The sequence below is a fragment of the Arenibacterium halophilum genome, assembly GCF_005938225.1.
GTDB lineage: Bacteria > Pseudomonadota > Alphaproteobacteria > Rhodobacterales > Rhodobacteraceae > Arenibacterium > Arenibacterium halophilum.
Map to the genome: position 1 here is coordinate 1,135,327 of NZ_VCPC01000001.1, position 24,883 is coordinate 1,160,209.

General features: G+C 63.4%; 28 protein-coding genes. 8 read left to right on the top strand and 20 right to left on the bottom strand.

Annotated features, from left to right (window positions below):
- Positions 1–174: 174 nt before the first annotated feature.
- Positions 175–951, top strand: a complete 777-nt coding sequence (locus FGK64_RS05460) for a VPLPA-CTERM sorting domain-containing protein (RefSeq protein WP_138862752.1) — start codon at positions 175–177, stop codon at positions 949–951.
- Between the two features lie 51 nt (positions 952–1,002).
- Here FGK64_RS05460 and FGK64_RS05465 read toward each other — a convergent pair whose 3' ends face one another.
- The 4 genes from FGK64_RS05465 to miaB all read right to left on the bottom strand — a co-directional run bounded on the left by FGK64_RS05465 (position 1,003) and on the right by miaB (position 4,594).
- Positions 1,003–1,998: a PhoH family protein gene (locus FGK64_RS05465; protein WP_138863071.1), complete on the bottom strand. Its 996-nt coding sequence runs from the start codon at positions 1,996–1,998 to the stop codon at positions 1,003–1,005.
- A 199-nt stretch (positions 1,999–2,197) separates the two neighbouring features.
- A complete protein-coding gene (locus FGK64_RS05470; RefSeq protein ID WP_138862753.1) occupies positions 2,198–2,497 on the bottom strand; it encodes a hypothetical protein in 300 nt (99 codons plus the stop codon).
- Positions 2,498–2,507: 10 nt separating this feature from the next.
- Positions 2,508–3,086: an OmpA family protein gene (locus FGK64_RS05475; RefSeq protein ID WP_138862754.1), complete on the bottom strand. Its 579-nt coding sequence runs from the start codon at positions 3,084–3,086 to the stop codon at positions 2,508–2,510.
- A 179-nt stretch (positions 3,087–3,265) separates the two neighbouring features.
- Positions 3,266–4,594 (bottom strand): tRNA (N6-isopentenyl adenosine(37)-C2)-methylthiotransferase MiaB, encoded by a 1,329-nt coding sequence (gene miaB, locus FGK64_RS05480; RefSeq protein ID WP_138862755.1) that lies wholly within the window; start codon positions 4,592–4,594, stop codon positions 3,266–3,268.
- A gap of 60 nt (positions 4,595–4,654) precedes the next feature.
- On the opposite strand from miaB, the gene FGK64_RS05485 reads away from it, so the two are divergent.
- Positions 4,655–5,587, top strand: a complete 933-nt coding sequence (locus FGK64_RS05485) for a hypothetical protein (protein ID WP_425456598.1) — start codon at positions 4,655–4,657, stop codon at positions 5,585–5,587.
- 7 nt (positions 5,588–5,594) lie between these two features.
- Here the strand turns inward: FGK64_RS05485 and FGK64_RS05490 are convergent, their stop codons facing one another.
- Entirely contained in the window at positions 5,595–6,560 is a 966-nt protein-coding gene (locus tag FGK64_RS05490; protein ID WP_138862756.1) for a threonine ammonia-lyase, read from the bottom strand.
- A gap of 69 nt (positions 6,561–6,629) precedes the next feature.
- Complete coding sequence (locus FGK64_RS05495; RefSeq protein WP_138862757.1) at positions 6,630–7,316, bottom strand: haloacid dehalogenase type II; 687 nt, start codon at positions 7,314–7,316, stop codon at positions 6,630–6,632.
- Positions 7,317–7,491: 175 nt separating this feature from the next.
- On the opposite strand from FGK64_RS05495, the gene FGK64_RS05500 reads away from it, so the two are divergent.
- Positions 7,492–7,929, top strand: coding sequence for an FKBP-type peptidyl-prolyl cis-trans isomerase (locus FGK64_RS05500; RefSeq protein WP_138862758.1), 438 nt, complete (start codon positions 7,492–7,494; stop codon positions 7,927–7,929).
- 54 nt (positions 7,930–7,983) lie between these two features.
- Here FGK64_RS05500 and FGK64_RS05505 read toward each other — a convergent pair whose 3' ends face one another.
- From FGK64_RS05505 to fabA, 3 genes are read right to left on the bottom strand one after another with little or no spacing between them, the layout of a single operon-like run.
- A complete protein-coding gene (locus FGK64_RS05505) occupies positions 7,984–8,775 on the bottom strand; it encodes an enoyl-ACP reductase FabI (protein WP_138862759.1) in 792 nt (263 codons plus the stop codon).
- Between the two features lie 9 nt (positions 8,776–8,784).
- Positions 8,785–10,014 (bottom strand): beta-ketoacyl-ACP synthase I, encoded by a 1,230-nt coding sequence (fabB, locus tag FGK64_RS05510; protein ID WP_138862760.1) that lies wholly within the window; start codon positions 10,012–10,014, stop codon positions 8,785–8,787.
- A 39-nt stretch (positions 10,015–10,053) separates the two neighbouring features.
- Positions 10,054–10,566 (bottom strand): bifunctional 3-hydroxydecanoyl-ACP dehydratase/trans-2-decenoyl-ACP isomerase, encoded by a 513-nt coding sequence (gene fabA, locus FGK64_RS05515; RefSeq protein ID WP_138862761.1) that lies wholly within the window; start codon positions 10,564–10,566, stop codon positions 10,054–10,056.
- A 225-nt stretch (positions 10,567–10,791) separates the two neighbouring features.
- Between fabA and irrA the strand changes: the two genes are divergently transcribed.
- Positions 10,792–11,211: an iron response transcriptional regulator IrrA gene (gene irrA, locus FGK64_RS05520; RefSeq protein ID WP_138862762.1), complete on the top strand. Its 420-nt coding sequence runs from the start codon at positions 10,792–10,794 to the stop codon at positions 11,209–11,211.
- 8 nt (positions 11,212–11,219) lie between these two features.
- Entirely contained in the window at positions 11,220–12,017 is a 798-nt protein-coding gene (locus FGK64_RS05525; RefSeq protein ID WP_138862763.1) for a phytanoyl-CoA dioxygenase family protein, read from the top strand.
- On the opposite strand, the gene FGK64_RS05530 is transcribed toward FGK64_RS05525, so the two are convergent.
- From FGK64_RS05530 to FGK64_RS05560, 7 genes are all read right to left on the bottom strand, one after another.
- Positions 12,014–12,886, bottom strand: coding sequence for a lysophospholipid acyltransferase family protein (locus FGK64_RS05530; protein ID WP_138863073.1), 873 nt, complete (start codon positions 12,884–12,886; stop codon positions 12,014–12,016). The two genes, FGK64_RS05525 and FGK64_RS05530, sit on opposite strands and share 4 nt — an antisense overlap.
- A 68-nt stretch (positions 12,887–12,954) precedes the next feature.
- The gene (locus FGK64_RS05535) at positions 12,955–13,224 is read right to left on the bottom strand and encodes an HPr family phosphocarrier protein (RefSeq protein ID WP_138862764.1); all 270 of its coding nucleotides are present in this window, start codon (positions 13,222–13,224) and stop codon (positions 12,955–12,957) included.
- 11 nt (positions 13,225–13,235) lie between these two features.
- The gene (locus tag FGK64_RS05540) at positions 13,236–13,628 is read right to left on the bottom strand and encodes a PTS sugar transporter subunit IIA (RefSeq protein ID WP_138862765.1); all 393 of its coding nucleotides are present in this window, start codon (positions 13,626–13,628) and stop codon (positions 13,236–13,238) included.
- Between the two features lie 3 nt (positions 13,629–13,631).
- On the bottom strand, positions 13,632–14,513 hold the full coding sequence (rapZ, locus tag FGK64_RS05545; protein WP_138862766.1) for an RNase adapter RapZ: 882 nt from the start codon (positions 14,511–14,513) through the stop codon (positions 13,632–13,634).
- Positions 14,510–14,959, bottom strand: a complete 450-nt coding sequence (locus FGK64_RS05550) for an HPr kinase/phosphorylase (protein WP_246057677.1) — start codon at positions 14,957–14,959, stop codon at positions 14,510–14,512. Before FGK64_RS05550 ends, rapZ begins: the two co-directional genes overlap by 4 nt.
- A 3-nt stretch (positions 14,960–14,962) precedes the next feature.
- Complete coding sequence (locus FGK64_RS05555; protein ID WP_138862767.1) at positions 14,963–16,672, bottom strand: sensor histidine kinase; 1,710 nt, start codon at positions 16,670–16,672, stop codon at positions 14,963–14,965.
- Between the two features lie 36 nt (positions 16,673–16,708).
- The gene (locus FGK64_RS05560) at positions 16,709–17,410 is read right to left on the bottom strand and encodes a response regulator transcription factor (protein WP_138862768.1); all 702 of its coding nucleotides are present in this window, start codon (positions 17,408–17,410) and stop codon (positions 16,709–16,711) included.
- Between the two features lie 326 nt (positions 17,411–17,736).
- On the opposite strand from FGK64_RS05560, the gene FGK64_RS05565 reads away from it, so the two are divergent.
- Both FGK64_RS05565 and FGK64_RS05570 read left to right on the top strand, forming a co-directional pair.
- Positions 17,737–19,335: a phosphoenolpyruvate carboxykinase gene (locus tag FGK64_RS05565; RefSeq protein ID WP_138862769.1), complete on the top strand. Its 1,599-nt coding sequence runs from the start codon at positions 17,737–17,739 to the stop codon at positions 19,333–19,335.
- A gap of 101 nt (positions 19,336–19,436) precedes the next feature.
- Positions 19,437–19,970: a DUF3859 domain-containing protein gene (locus FGK64_RS05570; RefSeq protein ID WP_138862770.1), complete on the top strand. Its 534-nt coding sequence runs from the start codon at positions 19,437–19,439 to the stop codon at positions 19,968–19,970.
- A 9-nt stretch (positions 19,971–19,979) separates the two neighbouring features.
- Here the strand turns inward: FGK64_RS05570 and FGK64_RS05575 are convergent, their stop codons facing one another.
- Positions 19,980–20,762: a sulfite exporter TauE/SafE family protein gene (locus tag FGK64_RS05575; RefSeq protein WP_138862771.1), complete on the bottom strand. Its 783-nt coding sequence runs from the start codon at positions 20,760–20,762 to the stop codon at positions 19,980–19,982.
- A gap of 145 nt (positions 20,763–20,907) precedes the next feature.
- On the opposite strand from FGK64_RS05575, the gene FGK64_RS05580 reads away from it, so the two are divergent.
- On the top strand, positions 20,908–22,596 hold the full coding sequence (locus tag FGK64_RS05580) for an acyl-CoA dehydrogenase family protein (RefSeq protein ID WP_138862772.1): 1,689 nt from the start codon (positions 20,908–20,910) through the stop codon (positions 22,594–22,596).
- 117 nt (positions 22,597–22,713) lie between these two features.
- Here FGK64_RS05580 and recO read toward each other — a convergent pair whose 3' ends face one another.
- The 3 genes from recO to era form a co-directional block, all read right to left on the bottom strand.
- Positions 22,714–23,451 carry a DNA repair protein RecO gene (recO, locus tag FGK64_RS05585; protein ID WP_138862773.1) on the bottom strand — a complete coding sequence of 246 codons (738 nt, stop codon included), beginning with the start codon at positions 23,449–23,451 and terminating at the stop codon, positions 22,714–22,716.
- A gap of 58 nt (positions 23,452–23,509) precedes the next feature.
- Positions 23,510–23,842 (bottom strand): DUF1491 family protein, encoded by a 333-nt coding sequence (locus FGK64_RS05590; protein WP_138862774.1) that lies wholly within the window; start codon positions 23,840–23,842, stop codon positions 23,510–23,512.
- 84 nt (positions 23,843–23,926) lie between these two features.
- Entirely contained in the window at positions 23,927–24,832 is a 906-nt protein-coding gene (gene era, locus FGK64_RS05595; RefSeq protein WP_138862775.1) for a GTPase Era, read from the bottom strand.
- Positions 24,833–24,883: the final 51 nt, after the last annotated feature.

Here is a 24,883-nt window from a genome sequence, read left to right on the forward strand (position 1 = left end):
CAACCCAGAAACAGAAACGATCTCGCTCATCCAGCCACACTGTTTCCTGCGACGGAGTTCTGCCCAATTTTTGCCCCCAAAATGCTTGCATTTCGACAGGCCCGACTTCCCAGCCGTATCGAGCCCGCATACCGTGGCGTCACTTAAAATTTGAGTGATCAGGGAAGTGTCACAATGAAAAAGTTTTTACTAGGTACTGCGCTGGCCGTTATCATGCCAGTTGCAGCAGTTGCTGCACCCGTGTCCGTTGATCTGAGCGGCTGGCAGGCCGACGGATGGAAAAACTCCAGCAGCCATAACTGGCAAGTTCAGGGAAGTGGAAACGACAGCGTTTTCCAATCGGTGAACGGTCAGCCCACTGCCTTCTTCAAGGATGGTGAGAACGCACAGGGCACGGCGCTGGCTGGCACAATCAAGGTTGAAACCACAGGCGACGATGATTTCATCGGCTTCGTGCTTGGGTATCAGGACGGCGAATTGAACAGCTCATCGGCCGACTTCTGGCTGATCGACTGGAAGCAGGGCGATCAGAGCCCCGCCGTTGACGGGCTGTCGCTGAGCCACGTCAGCGGCAATGTCGTGGTTGGCGGCGATCCGTTCTGGAACCACTCCGGACCGGTCAGCGAAGTCCAGCGCGCCGCAACGCTTGGCTCGACCGGCTGGGCGGACAACACAACCTATTCGTTCGAGCTGACCTTCACCAAGGATTTGATCGAGGTCTACGTCGATAGCGTTTTGCAGATCAGCTACTCCAGCCTCATGCATGGCTCGCAGTTCACCGACGGGTCTTTCGGGTTCTATAACTATTCGCAAGGCAGCGTTCGCTATGCGGGCATCACCGAAGAGGTTCTGCCACCTACCCCGGGTGCAGTGCCGCTGCCTGCCTCGGCCCCCCTTTTGCTGGCCGGGTTTGGCGCATTTGCCGCGATACGCCGCCGCCGCAAAAGCTAAGCGCCGCGAACTGAGCAAAGGAGCGCCGGGCCATGCGCCCGGCGTTTTTCGTTACACTTTCGCGTCGGCCTCGTAGGCCTCGATGATGGCGGCGACCAGCGGGTGACGCACGACATCCTTCGACGTGAAATAGCTGAAGGAAATCTTCGGGATCGACTTCAGCAGCCGTTCCGCATCGGCCAGCCCCGAGGACACGCCGCGCGGCAAGTCGATCTGGGTGCGGTCGCCTGTGATCACCATGCGCGAGCCTTCGCCAAGACGGGTCAGGAACATCTTCATCTGCATGGTGGTGGCGTTCTGCGCCTCGTCCAGCACAACAAAGGCGCGACTGAGGGTCCGGCCCCGCATGAAGGCCAGCGGCGCGATTTCGATCTGTTTTTCCTCGATCAGCTTGGCCAGCTGCTTGCCCGGCAGGAAATCGTTCAGCGCGTCGTATAACGGCTGCATGTACGGGTCGACCTTGTCTTTCATATCGCCCGGCAGATAGCCCAGCTTTTCGCCCGCCTCGACCGCGGGGCGTGACAGGATGATCCGGTCGACCTGCCCCGAGATGAACATGCTGACGCCCACGGCCACGGCCAGATAGGTCTTGCCCGTGCCCGCCGGACCAATGCCAAAGGCCAGTTCGTTTTCGAACAGCGATTGCACATAGGCCTTCTGCGCGTCGGTGCGCGGCTCGACTGTTTTCTTGCGCGTCTTGATCTCGAACTTGCCGCCCCGGAACATTTCCAGCTGGTCGCCTTCGGGCACCGCGCGTCCGGCGCCCATGCGCAATTCGCGGTCAATGTCGCCAGGCGTCACCTCGCGCCCGGCCTCAAGTCGCGCGTAAAGCGCGCGCAGCACCTCTGCCGCGCGGTCCTGCGCCGATCCGAACATCGCAAGCTGGTTGCCCCGGTGCACGATCTGCACGCCAAGCGCGTCTTCGATGATGGCGAGGTTTCGGGAATGTTCGCCGCACAGGTCCACCATCAGGCGGTTGTCGGGAAATTCGATCAGCACCTCTTGGGGTGCGGTGGGGTGCGGTGGGGTCAGCTCGCCAATGGCCAATCCGCTCTCCTGCTGCTTCGATGTCTGGGTCAAGCTTGCCAACCCAGCCCGCCCCGCGCAAGCGCGCCGCGATCAATTTTGCGGAACTGATACAATTTTTGCGCCCGCCCCTACGCTCACGCCCGAAATTGGGCGGTTCTTCGCCGGGCAAAGGGAAGCGGCCGCCCGACGCTGGGGCGGCCGCTGTCACCGGAAATGCTTAGATCGGGTCGGGGATGGAACTACCCGACTTGAACGGACCAATCGCCGTATTCGGCGGCGCGATGCCCGAGCAGACAGGTTTGCCATTGGGATCAAGCCGCTGGCTCAGATAGCCCTCGAGCCCGTCGTCGATGATCCAGTGGTCGCAGCCATTCGGATCGACCCAGATTCCCGCCTGCAACAGGCCAAGGTTTTTCGAATCGATCCCCCGGTCCAGCGTCATGTCGCCCATAGTGTCGGTGCAGCCCGCAAAGGTGGCCAAAGCGGCGCCGACGGCGATGATCTTTGTGATACGCATAACCCGGCCCCTATTGCAGACAGACGATTTCGACACGACGGTTCAGCGCCATGCCGCGCCCCGTATCATTGCTGGCGCGGGGCTGGCGTTCGCCATAGCCGCGCACGTCAAGGATACGCGCGCCCGCCGACTGACCTACGCGGGCCACCGCGTTGGCGCGGCGCTGGCTGAGGGCCATGTTGTATTCGTCCGAAGCGCGGCTGTCGGTGTGCCCCGTGATAATGAACCCCGACCGGGCGGTCGCCGTGGCAAAGAAATTGCGCAGCCGCTCCTGCCCTTCGCGGCTGATCGTCGCCTTGTCGGTGGCAAAGAACTGGTCGGTCGGCATCACGCCGCACACCTTGCCGCGCCGGCACACCGGGCGCCCGTCGCGGGTGACATGAGGCGTCATGTAACCCTCGGCCCCATCGTCCATCACCCAGTGTTCGCAGCCATCCGGATCAACCCAGATCGACGGCACATAACGTTCGCTGCGCATTTCACCGCTGTTCTGCGCCGCTGCGGCACCTCCGGCAACAGTCAGGGCCAGTGCAACGGCCCCCGCAATCGCCTGTCTCAACTTCTGTTTCGACACACCAATCTTCCTCATGAACAATCCCCACCAAAACCGGCGGGGCACCCGCCGAGTCTCGCGGCTCATGAAGGAATATAATCCAATTCAGGGAAAAGTTGCGGCATTTTTGCGGCAACGCGGCCTGCAACCCAGGATTCAGGAAACAATTCAAACCTCTAGGTCAAATTGTTTCACAACGGTGGATGGCTTTCGGGTCAGACCGGGGCGATGACCTCGCCCGCCAGCGAATTGGCGCCCGAGTCCACGATCCGCACGCGGTGGATTTCGCCCACGGCCACATCGGGCGCCGTCACATGCACCGCGTGCAGGTAGTCGGATTTGCCCACCATCTGCCCCGCGAATCGCCCGGGCTTTTCGAACAGCACGCCCACCTCGCGCCCGACCATGCCATCCTGGCAGGCGCGTTGTTGACGGGTGATCAGCGCCTGAAGCCGTTGCAGACGGTCGTCCTTTTCATCCTCGGGCACCTGCGCGCGTTCCGCCGCCGGGGTGCCGGGGCGCGTCGAATACTTGAACGAATAGGCATAGCCGTAATTCACCTCTTCGATCAGCGCCATCGTGGCCTGAAAATCCTCTTCTGTTTCCTCGGGGAAGCCGACGATGAAATCGCCCGACATCAGGATGTCGGGGCGCGCCGCGCGGATTCGTTCAATCAGCCGCAGATAGCTTTCGGCGGTGTGGCTGCGGTTCATCCGCTTCAGAATCTTGTCCGACCCGGCCTGCACCGGCAGATGCAGATAGGGCATCAGCTTGCTGCATTCGCCGTGTGCCGCGATCAGGTCGTCGCCCATGTCGTTCGGGTGGCTGGTGGTGAACCGGATGCGCTCCAGCCCGTCGATCTTGTCCAGCGCCCAGATCAGCCGCGCCAGCGACCAGTCGCCGCCGTCGCCCGCACCGTGGTAGGCGTTGACGTTCTGCCCCAGCAGGGTGATTTCGCGCACGCCACGTTCCACCAGATCGCGCGCCTCGTCCAGGATACGGTCGGCCGGGCGCGACACCTCGGCCCCCCGGGTATAGGGCACGACGCAGAAGGCGCAGAACTTGTCACAGCCTTCCTGCACCGTCAGGAAAGCCGTCGGGCCACGCTGCGCCTTGCGCTTGCCTTTCAGCTTTTCGAATTTGTCCTCTTCCGGGAAATCGGTATCCAGCGCCTTTTCGCCGCTGCGCGCCTTTGCTTCCAACTCGGGCAAGCGGTGATAGCTTTGCGGCCCCACCACCAGATCGACCAGCGGCTGACGGCGCATGATCTCGGCCCCTTCGGCCTGCGCGACACAGCCTGCCACGCCGATTTTTAGATCAGGCTTTTCTTCCTTCAGCCCCTTGAACCGGCCCAGCTCGGAATAGACTTTTTCCGCTGCCTTTTCGCGGATGTGGCAGGTGTTTAGCAGGATCATGTCGGCATCGTCCGCGCGATCCGTGGTGACATAGCCCTGCCCGCCCAGCGCCTCGGCCATACGCTCGCTGTCATAGACGTTCATCTGACAGCCATAGGTCTTCACAAACAGCTTTTTCGGCGCGGTCATGGCAGGGCCTTTCGGATCGGGGTCGGCTGGCGGGCTTACGCCATACGCGCCCACCTTGCAATGCGGCGGCAAATACCCGACTCTGCGTGCAATTGCCAGCTTCAGACCAAAGGCGCCGCCGTGGGCAACCGCCATCCCTCGATCGACAGCTTTCTGGCCCGCGATGCCGGGCTTCTGGCGCGCGGCCCGGTGGCCGTGATTCTGGCCGAGGATGAGGTCGAGCTGGACAGCACCCTGCGCCATCACCTGCACTGCGGATTCGACCCGGTGCTGGCGCTGATGCCCGAGGCGTTCGAACTGCCCCAGGATGTCGCCGCGCGGGTGCACCGCGTCGCCTGTGACACCACCGCGCCTGGGGCCATGGTCGCCGCCGTGAACCAGCTGATCGACGCCGCCGCCGGGGCGTGGGTCTATTATTGCTACAACGCCGAATACCTGTTCTACCCGTTCTGCGAAACGCGCCGCATCGGCGAAATGCTGGCCTTTCACACCGAGGAACGGCGCGACGCGATGCTGACCTACGTGGTTGATCTGTACGCCGGCGATCTGTCCGCCCACCCCGGCGCGGTCTCGCTGGAAGATGCCTGCCTTGACCGATCAGGTTACTATGCGCTGGCCCGCACCGATCCGGCCACAGACACACCGCGCGACCGGCAGCTGGATTTCTACGGTGGGCTGCGCTGGCGGTTCGAGGAACACGTGCCTGCCACCAGCCGCCGGATCGACAGGATTTCGCTGTTCCGCGCGCAAAGAGGCCTGCGGCTGCGACCCGATTACACCTTTGATGTGCAGGAACTGAATACCTACGCCTGCCCATGGCATCACAACCTGACGGCGGCGGTCTGTTCCTTCCGTACCGCCAAGGCGCTGAAACGCAACCCCGGCTCGACCTTCGATATCGAGACCTTCCGCTGGCACAACACCACCCCGTTCGAGTGGCATTCGCGCCAACTGCTGGACCTGGGCCTGATGGAGCCGGGCCAGTGGTTCTGAAGCGAGCCTAGTCCAGCGTTTCCAACGCGCGGGCAAACATCGCCGCATCCACGTTCCCGCCCGAGGCCACAGCGATGACAGCATCGCCTTCGATCGAATCGCCGTGGAACAACGCCGCCGCCAGCGCCACCGCGCCGCCCGGTTCCAGCACCACTTTCAAACGCTGAAACGCCAGCGCCATGGCACGCAGCGCCTCCTCTTCGGTGACGGCCATGCCGGGGCCACAAAGGCGCGACATGATCGGAAAGGTGATGTCGCCCGGCTGCGGCGTGATGATCGCATCGCAGATCGAGCCTGACAGGCGGTCGTTGCGCTGGATCGCCCCCGCCGCCAGAGACCGCGCCACGTCGTCGAACCCTTGCGGTTCGACCGGGCGCACGCGCAGGCCCGGCGCGCGCGCCTCCAGCGCCAGGGCGATGCCCGAGGTCAGACCGCCACCGCCGCAGCAGACCAGCACATCGGCCTGTTCTACGCCCGCATCATCGGCAATTTCCAACCCCACGGTGCCCTGCCCCGCGATCACCAGCGGTTCGTCAAACGGCCGGATCAGCGTCAGCCCGCGCCGCTGCGCCAGATCGGCGCCAATCGCATCGCGGTCGCCTGTGGCACGATCGTACAGCACCACCTCGGCCCCCAGCGCGCGGGTGTTGGCGATTTTCAGCGCCGGCGCGTCTTCGGGCATGATGATGACGGCAGGCACGCCGTGCCCCTTCGCCGCGGCGGCAACGCCTTGCGCATGGTTGCCGCTGGAAAAGGCGATCACCCCCTTGGCGCGCACCTCCGGCTCCAGCGCAGACACCGCCGACCATCCGCCGCGAAACTTGAAGCTGCCGGTGTGTTGCAGGCATTCCGCCTTCAGCAGCACGCGCCGCCCAGCGATCTCGTCCAGAAAGGGCGAGGTCAGGATCGGCGTGCGCCGGGCGTGGCCTTTCAGCCGCGCGGCGGCGGCGTCGATCATCTGAATGGTGGTCATGGTGGTCCCTGCCTGCGCGTATCGTTGCGCCAATCGGTTGCACCCCGACGCGCCGGGGTCAAGGGGCGCCTACACCCCAGCCAGCGCCGGAATACCCGTAAGGTCGCTGGCCGTCACCTGCGGAACCCAGGGCAGGCGATCCACCGGATCACCGCCGCGATTGACCCAGACCGTGTTGAATCCATAGCCCAGCGCCGCCGCCGCATCCCAGCCGTTGGAGGACACGAACAGCACCTCGTCCTTCGCGCAGCCAAAGCGCTCGCCAACCATATCGTACACACGCGCGTCGGGCTTGAAGATGCCGATGCTTTCGACCGACAGCACATCGTCCAGCACATCGGCCAGCCCGGCCGAAGTCACCGCGCCCTCCAGCATGGCGGGGGAGCCATTCGACAGGATCGCCGTGCTCAGCCCACCCTGTTTCAGCGCGGCCAGCATCTTGGCCACTTCGGGATAGGGAGACAGTTGCCAGTACAAATCCAGCATCCGCTGACGCAGAGCCGGATCGCCGTCCAGCCCGGTCTTTTCCAGAGCCCAGTCCAGCCCGTCCTGCGTGACCTGCCAGAAATCACAGTGCGAATCCGTGATCGCGCGGAGCCAGGAATATTGCAGCTGTTTCAGCCGCCAGTGTTCGGCCAATGCCGCCCAGTTTTCCTTCAACTGCGCGCTGTCACTGTCGCGGGCGGCTTCCCGCGCCGCCGCCGCCACATCAAACAGCGTCCCGTAGGCGTCGAATACACACGTCGTGATCCCCATCACGGCCCCCATTTACTGAATACTCCCCGCGCCAGCGTTGCACAGCACATCATCTCGGGGAAGCCTGTTTTGCGTTCGGGTTTACATCAGCACTCAGTGCGTTAGGCTGGACCCAATCCAAAGCACCCGCGCCTGGCGCGGCCTTTGCCATTCACCCCCCAAATTCGGAGAGCTTATGACCCAGGTAAAGACTGGCGACACCGTACAAATTCACTATGCCGGCACACTGGATGACGGCACCCAGTTCGATTCGTCCGAGGGCCGCGACCCGCTGGAGTTTCAGGTTGGTTCAGGCCAGATCATCCCCGGCCTTGATGCCGCCCTGCCCGGCATGACCGTGGGCGACAAGAAAACCGTGAATGTGCCGTGCGATCAGGCCTACGGCCCGCTGAACCCCGAAATGCGTCAGGCCGTGCCGCGCGAAGGCATCCCCGCCGACATCCCGCTGGACATCGGCACGCAGTTGCAGATGCAGACGCCCGAAGGACAAGTGATGCCGGTGACCGTGGTCGACGTGGACGAGGCGCAGGTCACACTGGACGCCAACCACCCGCTGGCAGGCAAGGATCTGACCTTTGCCATCGAACTGGTCGGAATCGATCAGGCGGCCTGAGCCAGCCTCATGAATTGAAAACGCGGCTCTCTCGGGGGCCGCGTTTTTCGTTTCCTAAAGATGTTCCGCCTGCGGCATGCCCAGCACGTGAAAGCCACCATCGACGCGGATGATTTCGCCGGTGGTGCAGGCGCCCGCATCCGAGGCAAGGTAAACCGCCGTGCCGCCGACCGCTTCGAGCGTGGCATTGGCGCGCAGCGGCGCGTTCTGATCGGTGTGCTTGTAGGTCTTGCGCGCGCCGCCAATCGCCGCGCCGGCCAGCGTTTTCATCGGCCCGGGACTGATCGCGTTCACGCGGATGCCCTCGGGGCCCAGATCGTTCGCCAGATAGCGCGTCGCGGCTTCCAGCGCGGCCTTGGCCACGCCCATCACGTTGTAATTCGGCACCACGCGGTTGGACCCTTGATAGGTCAGCGTCAGAAGCGTGCCGCCGTTGTCCTTCATCAGCGGATAGGCGCGGCGCGCTACCTCGATGAAGGAATAGGCCGAGATATCCATCGAATTCTTGAAGTTGGCTCTGCTGGTGTTCAGGAACCGGCCGGTCAGCTCGGACTTGTCGGAAAAGGCGATGGCGTGCACCACGAAATCAATCGTCGGCCAGCGCGCGCCCAATTGCTCGAACGCCGCGTCAAGCGAAGCATCGTCGGTCACGTCGACATCCACCATGAAATCGGACCCGACGCTGGCGGCCAGCGGCTCCAGCCGCTTGCCAAAGGCTTCGCCTTGGTAGGTAAAGGCCAGCTCGGCGCCGGCCTCGCTCATCGCTTTTGCGATACCCCAGGCGATCGAGCGGTCATTGGCGACGCCCATGACCAGCCCGCGCTTTCCCTTCAATTGATCCGACATGCCAGACACTTACCCGTGATATTTCGAAAGGATCATCGACCCGTTGGTGCCGCCGAACCCGAAAGAGTTGGTCATCACGCTATCAAGCCCCGCGTTTTCCACCAAGGCGGTGGCAATCTCGGAGGCATCAAGCGCAGGATCCAGCGTTTCGACGTTGATAGACCGGGTGATGAAATCGTTCTCGAGCATCAAGAGGCAGAAAATCGCCTCGAGCGCGCCCGCCGCGCCCTGCGCGTGGCCCGTCATCGACTTGGTCGAGCTGATCGGCGGCGTGCTGCCCTGCCCGAAGACACGGCGCACGGCTTCAACCTCGCCCACGTCACCGACCGGGGTCGAGGTGCCATGCGCGTTGATATAGCCGACCTTGCGGTCCGACGGCAGCGTTTGCAGCGCCAGCCGCATCGCGCGTTCGCCACCCTCGCCCGAGGGGGCGACCATGTCGTGCCCGTCGCTGGTGGCGGCAAAACCCGTCACCTCGGCGTAGATCTTGGCGCCGCGCGCCTTGGCGTGCTCCAGTTCCTCAAGAACCACGATGCCGCCGCCGCCGGTGATCACGAATCCGTCGCGATTGGCGTCAAAGGCGCGGCTCGCCTTTTCGGGGGTGTCGTTGTACTTGCTGCTCATCGCGCCCATGGCGTCGAACAGGCAGGACAGCGTCCAGTCCAGTTCCTCGCCACCGCCGGCGAACATCACGTCCTGCTTGCCCATCATGATCTGTTCCGCCGCATTGCCGATGCAATGCAGGCTGGTCGAACAGGCGGACGTGATGGAATAGTTGATGCCCTTGATCTTGTAGGCGGTCGACAGGTTCGCGCTGATCGTGGAGGACATGCACTTCGGCACGGCAAAGGGGCCGATCCGCTTGGTCGCGCCGCTGTTCAGCACCACCTGATGCGCCGTCAGCATCGCGCTGGTCGACGGCCCGCCCGACCCGGCCACAAGGCCGGTGCGCGGGTTCACGATATCGCTGTCCTCAAGCCCGGAATCGGCGATGGCCTCGGCCATGGCGATATGGGCATAGGCGGCCCCCGGCCCCATGAAGCGCAGCGTGCGCTTGTCCACATGGTCGGCCACGTCCAGCTTCAGCGTTCCGGCCACGCGGCTGCGGAACCCGTGCTCGGCCATTTCTTCGCTTGCGACAATGCCGCTGGTGCCCGCTTTCAACGAATTCAGCACTTCGGCCTTGTTGTTCCCGATGGACGATACCACGCCCAATCCGGTTACGACGACGCGACGCATCGGCAACTCTCCCTTTCGATGGCGTGGCGCGGCCCGGTGTCAGTCGTCTGACGTGGCCAGCCCCACCTTCATGTCCTTTACGGAATAAATCTCTTCCCCGTCGGCGACAACCCGTCCATCGGCCACGCCCAGCTTCAGCTTGCGGTCGATGATGCGGGTGAAATCGACGTAGTAGGTCAGCATCTTGCGGTCGGGGCGGACCATGCCCTTCAGCTTGACCTCGCCCACGCCCATCGCCATGCCACGGCCCTTCATGCCGCGCCAGCCCAGGTTGAACCCGGTCAGCTGCCACAACCCGTCAAGGCCAAGGCACCCCGGCATGATCGGATTTCCGGGGAAATGGCATTTGAAGAACCACAGGTCGGGGGTGATGTCGAACTCGGCCACAACATGGCCCTTGCCCGAGGCCCCGCCATCGGCGCTGATCTCGGTGATGCGGTCCATCATCAGCATCGGCGGTTCCGGAAGCTGGGCATTGCCCGGCCCGAACAGCTCACCCCGCGCGCATTTCAGCAAATCGTCCTTGTCAAAACTGCTGGGGTAGTCCGTCATATGGGCGGTTCTCCTGCCTGTTGGGCGTTTGGGTATAGTCTTTGATTTCTGCCCCCTTATCACCCGCCCCCGCGCCGGTGCAAGGCTGCGAATGGTACGCGTGCAATCCGCCGCAGGGCATCCGGGCGCATGGCATGGCCGAGGCCGCGAAGGGATTTCCATTTGAATTCCCTGCATTCGCACCTTTATATAGGGCGAAACCACGCAGTCTTTCGAGAGCCAGGCATGACCGTATCCGCAGCTGACTACGCCACACAATGGCTGGGCCGGGCCGATCTGCGGCCAACGCGCCAGCGTCTTGCGCTGGCCGAGCTGCTGGTGGGCGACGGGCAGCACCGCCACGTCACCGCCGAAAGCCTGTTCGAATCCGCCAAAGCCAACGGCGCGCCGGTGTCGCTGGCGACCGTCTACAACACCCTGCGCGCCTTCTGTGAGGCCGGGCTGCTGCAAGAGGTCACCGTGGACGGATCGAAAAGCTATTTCGACACCAACACCCACGATCACCCGCATTTCTTTTGGGAAGACGACGCGCGGCTGACCGATGCGCCCGCCGATCAGCTGGTCATCACCCGCGTGCCCGATGCGCCTGCGGGCTGCGAAATCGCTTCGGTCGACGTGGTGATCCGCCTGCGCCGCAAATCCTGAGCGCGGCGATGCCGCATCCGCTGCTGACTGCCGATGACATCGACACCTACCGACGCGATGGCGTGGTTTTGGTGCGCGGGCTATTCGCCGATTACGTCGAGACGCTTCGCGACGGCGTGGCGCAGAACATGGCCGATCCCGGACCCTATGCATCTGAAAACAAGCGCGCGGGCGAAACCGGACGGTTCTTCGACGATTACTGCAACTGGACGCGCATTCCCGCTTTTCAAAAAGTTGTCGCGGACAGCCCCGCCGGGGCCGTTGCCGCCGATCTGATGGGTGCAAGCCGTGTGCAGATGTTCCACGATCATGTGCTGGTGAAGGAACCCGGCACCTCGATGGCGACGCCGTGGCATCAGGACAGCCCCTATTACTTTGTCGCCGGGCAGCAAACCGTCAGCTTCTGGTCTCCTCTCGATCCGGTTCGCGAGGCGACTCTGCGTTGTGTCGCAGGCTCGCACCGGTGGGAGAAAGAGGTTCTGCCCACGCGCTGGGTTTCGGAAGAGGCGTTTTTTGCAGGCGATTACATGCCCGTGCCCGACCCCGAGGCCGAGGGGATGCGCATTGTGGAATATGCGATGGAACCGGGCGACGCCGTGGCCTTTGATTTCCGCACGCTGCATGGCGCGCGGGGCAATACGTCAAACGCGCGGCGCCGCGCCTTTTCCTTGCGGCTGGTCGGGGACGATGCGCGATATGTTGAACGGCCCGGCCCCACCTCTCCCCCTTTTCCGGGGCACGGGATGCAGGCTGGCGAGCCTTTGCGCGAAGACTGGTTCCCGGTGGTCTACAGCCGTGAGGCTTAGTCTTTCAGATCAAGCGTATGCTGGCGCAGCCACGCCATGAACCCGCGCGGATCGTCGGCATGTTCGGCGATGGTCTCTGCCGACAGCGGATGGCCGACAATCGGCCCCTGCGGTTTGTTCAGCGAATACACGATCTCATGCAGCAGCAACCCCTGCCGCAGGATCGGCGAGATTCTGTTGGCGATCTGATAGGCCCGAGAATTGGCTCCCGGAAAACGCATCGGCACCACCTGCGCGCCCGAACGGCGGATCATCTTGGCGGTAAACACGTTCCACTCGGCTTCGACCGCGGGGCCCCACCAGGTTTCCGAATGCGCCACGACGCCCGACGGGAACAGCGCGACAACGCCGCCGTCTTTCAGATGCTCCATCGCCTTGGCGCGCATTTCCACGCCCTTGCGCTGTGCGTCCTTGTCGTGCGGGAAGGGCACCGGAATCATGTAGCTGCCCGCCACATCGTCGATGGCTGTCAGAAGCGACCGGGTCAGGATGCGGTAGTCGGGGCGCACGCGACCGATCAGATCGGCAAAGATCATCCCGTCAACCATGCCGTGCGGGTGGTTCGCCACCACGATCACCGGGCCTTCTTTCGGGATGCGGTCCAGCTGTTCTGGCGGGGTCGTCAGCTCGATCCCCATCACGTCCAGACAGGCGCGCCAGAATTCCTGCCCGCGTGGGGCGCCGCGGCGTTCAAACTCGCGGATCAGCCGCACGATGGTCAGCTTGCCGGTAAACAGCTCTATCGCGCGGATCAGCTGGGCCTTCCACGGGTCTTCGAAAGTTGTTGCATAGGACAACGAGCGCCGGTCGTATTTCTTGAAATCGACCCGCTCTTCGGCGTTGTCCTGTCCGCCAAGCCCTGGTGTCACCCCGGGCGTGTCGTGAAAACTGTCAACCACAGGTTTCCCTATCCTGTTCCAAGCGGGCGCCGGGCCGTTTACATCGGTTCGCCGAACCGGTCGGCCACCAGCGCCTGAATGGCGTTTGCAAGGGCCTCAGCATCGGGCCCGGATGTTCGCACGTCAATACTGGTTCCCCGCGAGGCTGCCAACATCAAAAGCCCCATGATACTGTCGCCCGAGGCCGACATTCCGTCGCGGCTGACCTCGGCCTGTGCGTCAAACGCTTCGACCACCTCGACCAGCTTGGCCGAGGCGCGCGCGTGCAGCCCCTTTTCATTCACGATCTTCAACGTCAGGTCGGTCATCCGTGGGGCTTTCAATCCGTGCTTACGTTCTGCGTGTTGATATATTTCTTGCCCGCGTCCATGGCAGTGCGCACCGCATCGCCCACCGGCAGCTGGCGGCTTTTCGCCAGCTTGATCAACATGGGTAGGTTCGCGCCATACAGGATACGCCGATTGTTGGGGCGGCAGGCCAGCAGGCTCAGGTTCGAGGGCGAGCCGCCGAACAGGTCGGTCACCACTACAACGCCATCACCCAGATCGACCTCGTCCGCGGCGGCACAGATTTCCTGCTGCTTCGCGTCGCGATCATGGTCAGGCTCGATAGAGACCGCTTTCAGTCCGGGCTGATGGCCCACGACGTGTTCCATCGCGGCGAGGTATTCCCTTGCCAGCCCGCCATGCGCCACGATCACGATACCAATCACGATTTACGTCTCATCCTTGGTGCGGCCCTCAAGCTCGCGGTGCCTAATTGACACTTGCTGGCCGTCCTCCGCAAGAGCCTTGGCCAGCGATTGCGCCAGCGCGACCGAGCGATGTTGCCCGCCGGTGCAGCCAAAGGCAATCGACAGATGCGATTTTCCTTCCTCGGCGTAGGCGGGCAGCAACAGGCGCACCAGATCCAGCACCCGGTCGAAGAACGGCGCGCGGCGCGGATCAGTGGCGATATAGGCGTCCACTTCGGGGTGGCGGCCATCCAGCGGGCGCAGCGCCGGTTCCCAATAGGGGTTCTTAAGAAACCGACAGTCGAATACCATGTCGTTAGACCGAGGTAGCCCCCGCTTGTAGGAAAACGAACAGACGGTGACAGCCAATCGCCCGCCCTGATCGGGGGCAAAGCCACGTTCGATCTCGGCACGCAGCTCGTGCACGTTCATGTCCGATGTGTCGAGCAAGGTATCGGCCCGTTCGCGCACCTTGGCCAGCAGGTCCAGCTCGCGCGCGACACCGGCCTCTGTGCTTTCGGCAGGGGCCAGCGGGTGACGCCGGCGGGTTTCGGAATAGCGGCGCAACAAAACGTCGCTGCGGCAATCCAGATACAGCACACTCAGGTCAAGCCCTTGCCGCCCGGCCAGATCGTCTATCAGGGTCACCAGCCCGCTGGCGGAAAAATCGCGATTGCGCGCATCAATACCCAGCGCCAGTGGCCGGTCGGGCCCCGGCCCCTCCAGCAGGCGCGGCACCAGCCGCAACGGCAGGTTGTCGATCGCCTCGAATCCCAGATCCTCGAGCGTGTTGATCGCGGTGGACCGCCCGGCGCCCGAAGGCCCGGTGACAAGTACAAGCTGCGCCAATCCCGACTGTGTCATAAATCGTCCCGTCGCCCGGCCTTGAGGTACTGCAGCAGGGCAGGCGCAAGATGGGGCGCGCCGCCCATGTTTAGCAAGGGCAACGCCACCCCCAGCAGATCAACCTGCCGTGTATGCGGCAACCGGTCGCGCTCGGGTTGGTCAAGATCGACAGCGGCGACAACCCGCGTGGGCCCGGCGGGCGTGGCGTTCAGGATGCCAAGGCCGCGCGCTTCGATCAGGCCGCGCAGGGTGTCGGGCGCATCGGCCATGATGGTCGCGCCGTGGCGCCACAGACGCGTGCGATCATCAGAAACCAAAACAGCGCCGTACCCCATAAGCGTGAGCGCAAGTGTGGATTTGCCCTGCCCCGCCGCGCCCCGGACCAGCAGCGCGCGGCCGTCCCACGCGACGCAGGACGCGTGTTCGATGTGGTCCGCCTCGGCGATGGAAGGGTCAGGCGGCACCGCTCACACCGGAAGGCCCACGACAAAGCGCGCGCCCAGCGGTTCAGATGTCAGATCGGCGTCGGTCGGGCGGATATTCTCGGCCCAGATCACACCGCCATGCGACTCGACGATCTGCTTGGAGATCGCAAGCCCAAGGCCCGAGTTGTTACCGAAATGCTCCTCGGGACGTTGCGAATAGAACCGGTTGAACACCTTGCCCAGCGCCTGTTCGGGGATGCCGGGGCCGGTATCCTCGACCACGATCAGCACGCGATTGTCACGGCGCCGCACCCAAACGCGAATGGCATCGCCATCGTCGCAGAAGCTAATCGCATTGGTGATGAGGTTTACGAAAACCTGCGCCAGCCGCGCCTCTAACCCGTGGATCGTGATTGGGCCGGGCGGCAGATCGGTAATGAAATCAATGCCCTTGGCCTGCGCATCTTCGCCCAGGTAGCCGTTGATGTTTGACAGCATCCGCAGCAGATCGAACGGTTCTTCCTCTTCCTTGACCAGTTCGGCGTCGAGGCGCGAGGCGTTCGAGATGTCGCTGACCAGACGGTCCAGCCGCTTTACGTCATGTTCGATCACGTCCAGCAGGCGTTCGCGCTGATCGTCGCGCTTGACCATGCGCAACGTGCCGACGGCGGATTGCAGGCTGGCCAGGGGGTTCTTGATTTCGTGGGCCACATCGGCCGCGAATTGTTCGTTCCCGTCGATCCGGTTGTAGAGCGCCGATACCATGCCCCGCAGCGCCCGGCTCAGTCGCCCGATTTCATCGGGGCGACCACTGAGGTCCGGAATACGGATGCGCCCCGGGGTGACCTTTCGGGAATTCCGGTCGCGCCCCATTTCGGCGGCCTCGGCCAGATCGGCCAGGGGGTTGGCAATGGTCGAGGCCAGAACAAGGCTCAGCCCGATTGAGACAAGGATCGCAACCACGAACATCTGCAACACGCGCTCACGTTCGGCGCGCACCAACCGGTCGATTTCGCCCTGCGGGCTGGCCATCGCCACAACGCCCATCGCCCGGCCGCCAATTTCAACCGGCGTGGTAGCCGACAGCACGGTGCCGCCCGCCGTATCCAGCCCGGTTTCCACCATCGTTCCCTTGGCAAGCGTGTCGGGAACCGCCGCGCCAAGCTGTTCCACCAGCGTCGGATTGGCCCCGTTGCTGCGCGGCGACAGCACCGCCGAAGCCCCGCTCCAGACCTTGGATAACCCATCAGTGATGACGGTGCGCCCATCGGCTTGCCGTGTCAGCGCCGTCAGCGTGGCGCTTTGCTGTGTGCCCTTGGTACGCCCGGCCAGCGTTCCATCCGTGTCGAACACGAAAACCTCGACACCCAGACGCAGGTTCAGGTTGCTGAGCGTCGCCAGAATGGCATCGCTTCCCGCCGCGCCGACCGAAGACGCATCGCTGGCCTGCAATGTCGCCTCGAAGACGTTGGCTATCAGCTCGGTCTCGCCCACAAGGGCGTTGGCGCGCTGTCGCACAAGGCTGTCGCGCGTATCATTCAGATACAGGATACCTGCCGCGAGGATGACCAGCGCGATCAGGTTGAACATGATGATCTTGCGGGTCAGCGGCGATCCCTTGACAGAAAAGAACCCGCGCCGCGCGCGTCTGCCTTTCAGATCTTCGCCATCACCCTCATCAGGCACGATCCAGTCGTCGCCCAGAACGACGTCGCCATTGCGATTCCCCGAAGATGTGCCCGAGTCGCGCACGATGTCCCTTTCAGATGGGCCAGCCCTGCCCTGTGGTTATTCTTCGTTGTAGCGATAGCCGATGCCATAAAGCGTTTCGATGGCGGAGAAATCGTCATCGGCGCTGCGCATCTTCTTGCGCAGGCGCTTGATATGGCTGTCGATGGTGCGATCATCGACGTAGACCTGATCGTCATAGGCCACATCCATCAGCTGATCGCGGCTCTTGACGAAACCGGGGCGCTGCGCGAGCGCCTGAAGCAGCAGGAATTCCGTCACCGTCAGCGACACATCCTTGCCTTTCCAGCTGACCGAATGGCGCAGCGGATCCATGCGCAGATGGCCGCGCTCCATCACCTTAGCTTCGGGGCCGGTGCCGGTTGCGTCGCCTTCGACCGCTTCCTGACGGCGCAGCAGCGCGCGAATGCGTTCCACCAGAAGCCGCTGGGAAAACGGTTTCTTTACATAGTCGTCGGCACCCATGCGCAGGCCCAGAACCTCGTCTATCTCGTCATCCTTGGAAGTGAGGAAGATCACCGGCATCTGGGTTTTCTGGCGCAGGCGCTGCAACAGGTCCATCCCGTCCATACGCGGCATCTTGATGTCAAGAACGGCCATGTCGGGCAGCTTCTTGTTGAAGGCGTCCAGCGCCGCCTGACCGTCATTATACGTTTCAACCTCGAAGCCTTCGGCCTCGAGCGTCATCGACACCGACGTCAGGATATTCCTGTCGTCATCGACCAATGCGATTTTTGACATCTAGGTGCCCCTATTATGCTCGATTAGTAGTTTTTCGCGTATCTTTCACCGCTTTACCTGACCGAATCAATCCTTAACTGCGAATCACCCACGTGATTGGCCCCGATTTGGACAAAAAAACGTTGAGGATGTTTGAATTGTCGCACATCCGCCACGCCCCGGCCGTCCACTAAATCCATGGTTGCGCTAAACATCGCCTTGGTTGCGCTAACTGGATCAAAGCGTCCTGTTCACCGCCGAAAGCGTCATGTTAAGACCCGAACCAACGCCCCCCTGTCGCAACCGCCCGGCACGCGGCTTGCGCAGCCATATGGAGAAGACGAAAGATGACAACCGGACGGGTCAACCCCAAGTTCCGACTCGAGGATCAGGGCATCGAAGGTCTGGGTCAGGTGCATTACAACCTGACCGAACCGGCGCTGGTACAGGCCGCATTGATGCGCGGCGAAGGCAAATTGGGCAACGGCGGCGCCTTCCTTGTGAGCACGGGCAAGTTCACCGGCCGCTCTCCCAAGGACAAGCATGTCGTGAAAACCGACAGCGTCGCCGAGAAAATCTGGTGGGAGAACAATGCCGCCATGTCGCCGGAAGGCTTCGACGCGCTCTATGCGGACATGACCGAGCATATGAAGGGGCGCGATTTCTTCGTGCAGGATTTGGTTGGCGGTGCCGACCCGGCCAATTCCATCGACGTGCGCATGGTGACCGAACTGGCCTGGCACGGGCTGTTCATCCGCCACATGCTGCGCCGCCCCGACCGCGCCGATCTGGACGATTTCACCGCCGATTGGACAGTGATCAACTGCCCCAGCTTCAAGGCCGATCCGGCCAAGCATGACTGCCGCAGCGAGACCGTCATCGCGATGAACTTCGATCGCAAGATCATCCTGATCGGCGGCACGGAATACGCGGGCGAGAACAAGAAATCTGTGTTCACGCTGCTGAACTACCTGCTGCCCGAAAAAGGCATCATGCCGATGCACTGCTCGGCCAACCACGCGGTGGGCAACCCTGTCGACACGGCCATCTTCTTCGGCCTGTCGGGCACCGGCAAAACCACCCTGTCGGCCGACCCGGCGCGCGTGCTGATCGGCGACGACGAACACGGCTGGTCGGATCGCGGCACCTTCAACTTCGAAGGCGGTTGCTATGCCAAGACGATTTCGCTCAGCCCCGAGGCCGAGCCGGAAATCTATGCCACAACGTCGAAATTCGGCACCGTGATCGAGAATATGGTGTTCGACCCCGAGACCTTCGAACTGGACTTCGAAGACGACAGCCTGACCGCCAACATGCGCGCGGCCTACCCGCTGGAGTACATCTCGAACGCGTCGGCCAGCGCGCTGGGCGGCCACCCCAAGAACATCATCATGCTGACCTGCGACGCCTTTGGCGTTCTGCCGCCGATCGCGCGGCTGACCCCGGCGCAGGCGATGTACCACTTCCTGTCGGGCTTTACCTCGAAGGTTGCGGGCACCGAGCGTGGCGTGACCGAGCCCGAGCCGACATTCTCGACCTGCTTCGGCGCGCCCTTCATGCCGCGCCGCCCCGAGGTGTACGGCAACCTGCTGCGCGACAAGATCGCCCAGCATGGCGCGACCTGCTGGTTGGTCAACACCGGATGGACAGGCGGCGCCTATGGCACCGGCCACCGGATGCCGATCAAGGCGACCCGCGGCCTGCTGACCGCCGCGCTGGACGGCACGCTGGCCAATGCCGAATTCCGCAAGGATCCGAACTTTGGCTTCGACGTGCCGGTTGACGTGCCGGGTGTCCCGCAGCTTCTGCTGGATCCGCGCCGCACCTGGGGCAACGCCGAAGGCTACGACCAGGCCGCGGCCAAGCTGGTGCAGATGTTTGCCGACAACTTCGCGCAATACGTGCCCTACATCGACGACGATGTAAAAGCCTGCGCCATCGGCTAAGGCCACCGTTTTTGAAACAACAATCGCCTCCGGTTCGCGCCGGGGGCGTTTTGCGTTTGGCCCGCCTTGACAAAGCCGGCACCGACCGGCCTGCTTAGCACATGCGCGTGCCTCTGTTTTCCTTGCTGATCTGCATTGCCACCGCCCTGCCCGCCCGGGCCGAGATCTGGTTTGATCCTGATCGCCTGACCGGCGTGGCGGGTGCTTTCTGCCAGCAGCGCCCGGTGGGAGAAGTGATCGCGCCCGACACGCAGGCGCAAAAGATCGACCTGCTGCCGGACATCCCCGATATCATCTGGCCGGGCGCCGCTGTTCCCGCGATGCCGGGCATTTCCTTTGGCATCCGCAGCGTGGGCACCACGGCCGACATCTATTATCCGGTGCTGATCGAGGTGACGCACCCGCCCTTCCTGAATTCGGGCACTACGCGGCAAAGCTATGTCACCGAGTTGGGCGGCGAAGAGCCATCGATCAACGCCTATTCCTTCGACACGGTCGAGGAAATGGTACCCGGCCCGTGGCGGTTTCGCGCGTGGCACAATGGCGCGTTGCTGTACGATGTGACGTTTCGAGTGGTCGCACCCGAACTAGCCCCCGGCGTGGGCGACAGCTGTGGGGGCGACTTTATGTCGTGACATGCTGCGCTACAGCATGATCCAACCGCGCCGCACAAGGTTCAGCCCGGCAATCAGCAGCACCGCCAGCGTGGCCCGGCGAAAGGCGCGTTGGTCGATCCTGTCCTGCAACCGCCCGCCGATCCACATGCCGACCAGCGCAGGTAGCACCATCGCCGCCGACAGCGGCACCGTCTCGGCCCGCATCACGCCCGAGCCGGTATGCGCGATCAGCAGGAACACGGCGCCCAACCCATAGATCACGCCCTGAATGCGCATCTGCTCCTGTTTCGGCGTGTCCAAAGCGGTCAGATACATCACCGTTGGCGGACCCCAGACTCCCGACAGCCCGCCGATGAACCCGGCCAGCGCGCCGATGCCCACCTCGATCTTGAGGCTGCGCTGTTCCAGCTTCAGCCGCAGGCCAACCAGCTGAATCAACGCGAAAAACATCACCGGAATGCCCAGCATCAACAGGAACACCGGCGCCGGCAGCACCCGCACCAGCTGAGCGCTCATCAACAGGAATGCGCCCCCCACCAGCAGGAACACCCGGAACTTGCGCACCGAATCGAATGCCGCCGCACGGCCCTGCCGCAGCGCCTGCACACCGTTTGTCATTACCGTGGGAAAAATCAGCGCGGCCAGCGCCAACTCCGGCCCCATGATCATGCTGAGCCCCGAAATCATCAGCATTGGCATGGCGAACCCCACCATGCCTTTCACCACCCCGGCCCCAAGCGCCACCGCCACCGCAAGCGCCAGTTGCGGTAGGCCCAGCCCGATTTCTGCAAATGCATCCAATACGATCATAGCGCCTTAATAGCAGCCTCGTCCGCCGCTGCACGCCAAAAAGCAGCGCAACTTTCGGTCTTGAATTTACCGCCACGCGTATTTTTGTTGCGCTGCAACTGCAAAATGATTACCAGCAACCGACACCGGAAAAAGGACGCGATTCATGCCCCACGATGGACAGGACACCGCCATGACCCCCGCCTTGCTTATGCCCGATCTGCTGGATGTTACCGGCGCCGCCCTCGCCCCGGTCGAGACGCTGTTCGACGCCGCCCGCGAGGCTCTTCGCAGCCGCGTCAGCGAAAACGGCAAGCTCTCGGTCGCGCTGATCGAAAGTGAGCAGACCGCCACCCACGGTCTGGCATGGCTTGCGACCTATGCCGAAAGCCTGCGCCAGATGCAGAAATGGGCCACCGGGTTGCAGTCCGAAGGGCGCTTCGGTGAAATCGAACAGTTGATCCACCAGATCGCCTTCGGCGAATACCTTGCCCAGATCGCCGGGGGCATCCCGATGAGCCAGGGAGAAATCGTCCGCGCCGCCGACCTGGGACTTGGCGCAGAAGAGATGACCGCCTTTCAGACGCCCGAGGTGTCGCGCCTGATCGCGACTGGCAACACGCAGGCCGCGCGGACGCGCCTGGCAGAGCTGATGCAGGAACAGGCCGCCAATATCTGCTTTGGCGCTTCGGGTCTGGACGAAGAGCTGGAAATGATCCGCGAGCAGTTCCGCCGCTATGTGGTGGACAAGGTGGAACCCCACGCCCACGACTGGCACCTCAAGGACGAGCTGATCCCGATGGAGGTGATCGAGGAACTTGCCGAGATGGGTGTCTTCGGCCTGACGATCCCGGAAAACCTTGGTGGTTTCGGGCTGTCAAAGGCGTCGATGGTGGTGGTGTCGGAAGAACTGTCGCGCGGCTATATCGGTGTCGGCAGCCTTGGGACCCGGTCGGAAATCGCAGCCGAGCTGATCCTTGGCGGCGGCACGGACGAACAGAAAAGCCATTGGCTGCCGCGCATCGCGAGCGGGGAAATCCTGCCCACGGCCGTGTTCACCGAACCGAACACCGGCTCGGACCTGGCCGCGCTGCGCACCCGCGCGGTGAAGGGCGAGGATGGCGATTACGCGATCACCGGCAACAAGACATGGATCACCCACGCCGCCCGCGCCCACGTGATGACAGTGCTGGCGCGCACCGACCCGGCCACGACCGACCATACCGGCCTGTCGATGTTCCTGGCGGAAAAGGAACCGGGCACCGAGGACAACGCCTTCCCGTCCGAGGGCATGACCGGAGGCGAAATCGAGGTGCTGGGCTATCGCGGCATGAAGGAATACGAACTGGGCTTCGACAATTTCCGCGTGAAGGGCGAGAACCTTCTGGGCGGAGAGGAAGGCCAGGGTTTCCGCCAGCTGATGCGCACCTTCGAGGCGGCGCGCATCCAGACCGCCGCCCGCGCCATCGGCGTGGCCCAGTCGGCACTGGATGTCGGGCTGCAATATGCGCAAGACCGCAAGGCCTTTGGCAAACCCCTGCTGGCCTTCCCTCGCGTGTCGGGAAAGCTGGCGATGATGGCCGTCGAAATCATGGTGGCGCGTCAGCTGACCTACTTCTCGGCCTATGAAAAAGACCACGACCGCCGCTGCGATCTCGAGGCCGGAATGGCCAAGCTGCTAGGTGCCCGTGTGGCCTGGGCCTGCGCCGACAACGCGTTGCAAATCCACGGCGGCAACGGCTTTGCGCTGGAATACAAGGTGTCGCGGATCCTGTGCGACGCGCGGATCCTGAACATCTTTGAAGGTGCGGCCGAGATCCAGGCCCAGGTCATCGCGCGCCGCCTTCTGGGATAGGTCGCGCGGCGGCGCGGCCGTCGGACTTTGAAGATTTGAGCGGAAAAGAAGCAGGGAACGGCACGGGACGGCGGGCGGGGCGACTTTGCGCGAGCAAAGAGCGGCGTCCCGCCGGGCCTAATCCCGGCGCATCCGGTCGAAAAGCGTGACAAACCGCGCGCGCGCCTCGGGCAGCGGGCGGTTGCCAAGTGCGGGCGCCAGGCGGTTGTTCAGGAAGTGCCCTGTCATCGTGTAGCCTTCGGCAATGCCCTGATCCGTCACCGCTTCGCGCAGCCCCATGAAGCGGGGCAGCGGCAGCATTCTGTCGGCCCATTCCCCTGCCCCCTGACGTGATACTGCGCGGCCCGAGCGGGGTGAAACGAAGATCAGCTCTTCGTTGGTACCCGTCGCCGCGCAGGCCGACAGGTCCAGCCCGAAGCCCGTGACTTCAAGAAGGGCCAGCTCCCATTGCAGGTAGGCCAGTGGCCAAACATCATCCTGTCCCAACAGATCCAGCAGCGCTTCGGTCCTGTCGTAGAATTCCGGTGACGGATCGCGTTCGGGCAGCGAGAACTGCACCAGTGCGCAGACGGCGTTCAGCCCGGCCAGCGACAGGCGGCCCGACATGGCCGTGGCGGCGCGACTGCGTTGGGGTTCAACGGTAAAGGCCCCCACGTGATCGTCCAGCCTTGCGCGCCAGGTCACGTCAAGCTGGGCACCAGGTTGCAGGATCGGTGCGATGCGTCGGCTGGCACCGCCTCGGATCACCCCGGCATGGCGGCCGTGCGCGCGGGTGAAGACCTCTGCGATCGCGGCGCTTTCGCCGTGGCGGCGGCTGGCCAGCAAGATGCCTGTATCACGCCATTCGGTTGCCATTGCCTACCCCAAACCCATCCGCCCGCATCAAGACACGGGAGACGATTTTTGCCAAGGTTCACTCGGACAGGCCGTCCTGATCAAGCAGATGGCGCCCCGAGCGATCTTCGACTTCGATCACCCAGAGGTCGGGATCGAAGCTGCGTTGGCGGGTGATGGCAGCGTCAACTTCTGCCTCCGGGCCGTGTGCCAGTTCGACCCAGGCGCGGGCGCCCGTCATCAAGTTGAATTCCCGCTGGAATGCCGTGGCTTGCCCGTCGAGCGTGTTCAGCTTGACCAGTACCGCCCCGGCCGTGGCATCGCCACGTGAGGTGACAAAGGCCGGAATGTCAGCCAGACGCAGCCGCGCCAAGTAGGCGCGAACCCAGAAATCGGCGGTCAGCCGCGCCATGCCACCGCGGCCCTTTGCCGGGCCGAGAGGTCGGATGCCTCCGGCGGGAGTATTTTCGCAAAAGAGAAGCAGGGGGCCATCGCGTCAGTTGCCATCTTTGAAATCAAGACCCATCTGCGAATAGCGTTCGGATTCCTCCAGCCAATTCGGGCGCACGCGGACCTGCAGGAACAGATGCACCTTGCGGCCCAGGAAAGTCTCGAGTTCCTCACGGGCGGCCTTGCCCACGGCCTTGACCGTTTCGCCCTTGTGGCCCAGCACAATGCCCTTGTGCCCGTCGCGGACCACATAGATCACCTGTTCGATCCGAGCTGAACCATCCTTGCGGTCCTCCCATGCTTCGGTTTCCACCGTCATCTGGTAGGGCAGTTCCTGATGCAGGCGAAGGGTCAGCTTTTCCCGTGTCATTTCGGCCGCGATCATGCGCATCGGCAGATCGGCGATCTGATCCTCGGGGTAGAGCCAGGGGCCTTCGGGCAGCTGTGTCGCGAGCCATTTGCGCAGGTCGTCGGTGCCGTGGCCGCGTTCGGCCGAGATCAGGAAGGTTTCGGCGAAATCGTAGGTTTCGTTCAGGTCCTTGGTCAGGCCCAGCAGCGCCTCCGAGGGGACGCGGTCGATCTTGTTGATAGCAAGGGCCACGGTGCGACCCTGGCCCACTTCGGCCAGTGTTTCAAGGATGCGGGTCACGCCATCGGTGATGCCGCGGTGGGCTTCGACCATCAGCACGATCACATCGGCGTCGCCCGCGCCGCCCCAGGCGGCGGCAACCATCGCGCGATCGAGCCGACGGCGGGGTTGGAACAGGCCGGGCGTGTCGACAAAGACAATCTGCGCGTCGCCTTCCATGGCGACGCCGCGAATGCGGGCGCGGGTGGTTTGCACCTTGTGGGTTACAATCGACACCTTGGCCCCGACCATGCGGTTGAGCAGGGTGGACTTGCCTGCGTTCGGCTCTCCGATCAGGGCGACGAATCCGGCGCGTGTGCTCATCTGCGGTATCCTTGTTGCGGGGCGCGCGCGGGGTGCGCGTGCCGTCGCGGA